Origin of the sequence: Streptomyces sp. NPDC048275, from assembly GCF_040652275.1 — a bacterium.
Taxonomy (GTDB): Bacteria; Actinomycetota; Actinomycetes; order Streptomycetales; family Streptomycetaceae; genus Streptomyces.
This window is the reverse complement of sequence record NZ_JBEZLR010000256.1, coordinates 1-1,442: the sequence shown is the minus strand read 5'-3', so window position 1 is coordinate 1,442 and position 1,442 is coordinate 1. Positions and strand designations below refer to the sequence as shown.

Here is a 1,442-nt window from a genome sequence, read left to right as displayed (position 1 = left end):
CAATGCCGTTGCTTGAGGTTGTCAAGCAGTTCGTGACGCCGGGGCGGCGTAGTCGTTGGGCCGGGCATGCATCCTTGGGTGGGGTTGTCTGATCACGTGCGGCTGGGTGTGGTGACTCGGTGGGTGACGCCGGAGCTGGTCGCCGAGGTGCTGGAGGACTGCGGGGTCCGGGACAAGAAGCCCGGTGCGCTGCCAGCGGGGTTCATGGTCTACTTCACCTTGGCCCTGGCGCTGTTCCAGCAGGATTCCTATGACGATGTCGCCGAGCAACTGGTCGGCAACATCCCGGAGTTGAGTGCCAGCATCCCGAACAAGTCGTCGTTCACGCGGGCGCGCAGACGTCTGGGGCCACAGGTTTTGGAGTCCCTGTTCCGCGAGCTGGCCGGCCCTCTGGCGCCGATCGACCCGGAGGGCTCCTTCTACCGTGGGATGCGGCTGGCCGCGGTCGACGGGTTCGTGCTGGATGCGCCGGACACGAAGGCGAACCGGGCCGCGTTCGGCGGGCCGACAAAGAACGACTGGCCGGCTGGGTTCCCTCAGGTGAGGGTGGTGACGCTGACCGAGTGCGGCACGCACGCCCAGATCGACGCGGCCGTGGGTGGATTCAACGGCGGGGAAAGGGAGTTGGCGATCGATCTGGCGCCCTCCGCGAGCAGAATGCTCGTCATCATGGACCGGGGCTTCCCCGGGGTCGAGTTGTGGAAGGCCTATCTCGGGGCCGGAGCCCACCTGCTGATCCGGGCCCGGTCACCGGTGGCGCACCGGCCGGTCGAGTATCTGCCCGACGGGACCTATACGGCGAGGATGAGCCTGGCCGGCCAACGGGCCTCGCATCCGGGCGGAGTGACCGTGCGGGTGATCGAGTACCGCGTTGACGGCGGCGAGGTGGTCAGGCTGCTGACCGATCTGCTGGACCAGACCGCGTATCCGGCGGCGGAGCTGGCCCGGCTCTACCACGCCAGGTGGGAGGCGGAGTCGGCGTTCCGGCAGATCAAGACCTTCCAGCGCGGGCCGGCCGAGGTCCTGCGCTCAGCGGACCCGGAGCTGGTGCGGCAGGAGGTCTGGGCACACCTGGTCGTGCACCACTGCCTCACACGAGTCATCATGCGTCTGGCCGACGACAACGGTATCGATCCCGACCGGATCTCGTTCGTCAAGGTCCTCAAGCACACACGGCGCAGTGTGGTCCGGCAGTGCGCGGACACACCGAAGAAGATCAAGAAGTTCCTGGCAGTGCTGGCGGCGAAGGTGCACCGAAAGCTCGACAACGGCGTCAGACGTCTGCGTGAGGCGGACCGACACCTCAAGCGGCCGGACTCGAAGTACTCCTCGAAACTCTCCTATCGGATCAACACTCGAGACCGGCAGCCGACACGGCACGTCACACCCAAGGTCATCACCCTGCAACCAGCGATAGTTCACTGAGTCAAGCAACGGCATTG

The 1,442-nt window shown here is 66.3% G+C and carries 1 protein-coding gene; it reads left to right on the top strand.

Annotation, left to right across the window (positions count from 1 at the left end; all coding sequences use genetic code 11):
• Positions 1–84: 84 nt before the first annotated feature.
• A complete protein-coding gene (locus tag AB0D57_RS47765) occupies positions 85–1,425 on the top strand; it encodes an IS4 family transposase (protein ID WP_362088780.1) in 1,341 nt (446 codons plus the stop codon).
• Positions 1,426–1,442: the final 17 nt, after the last annotated feature.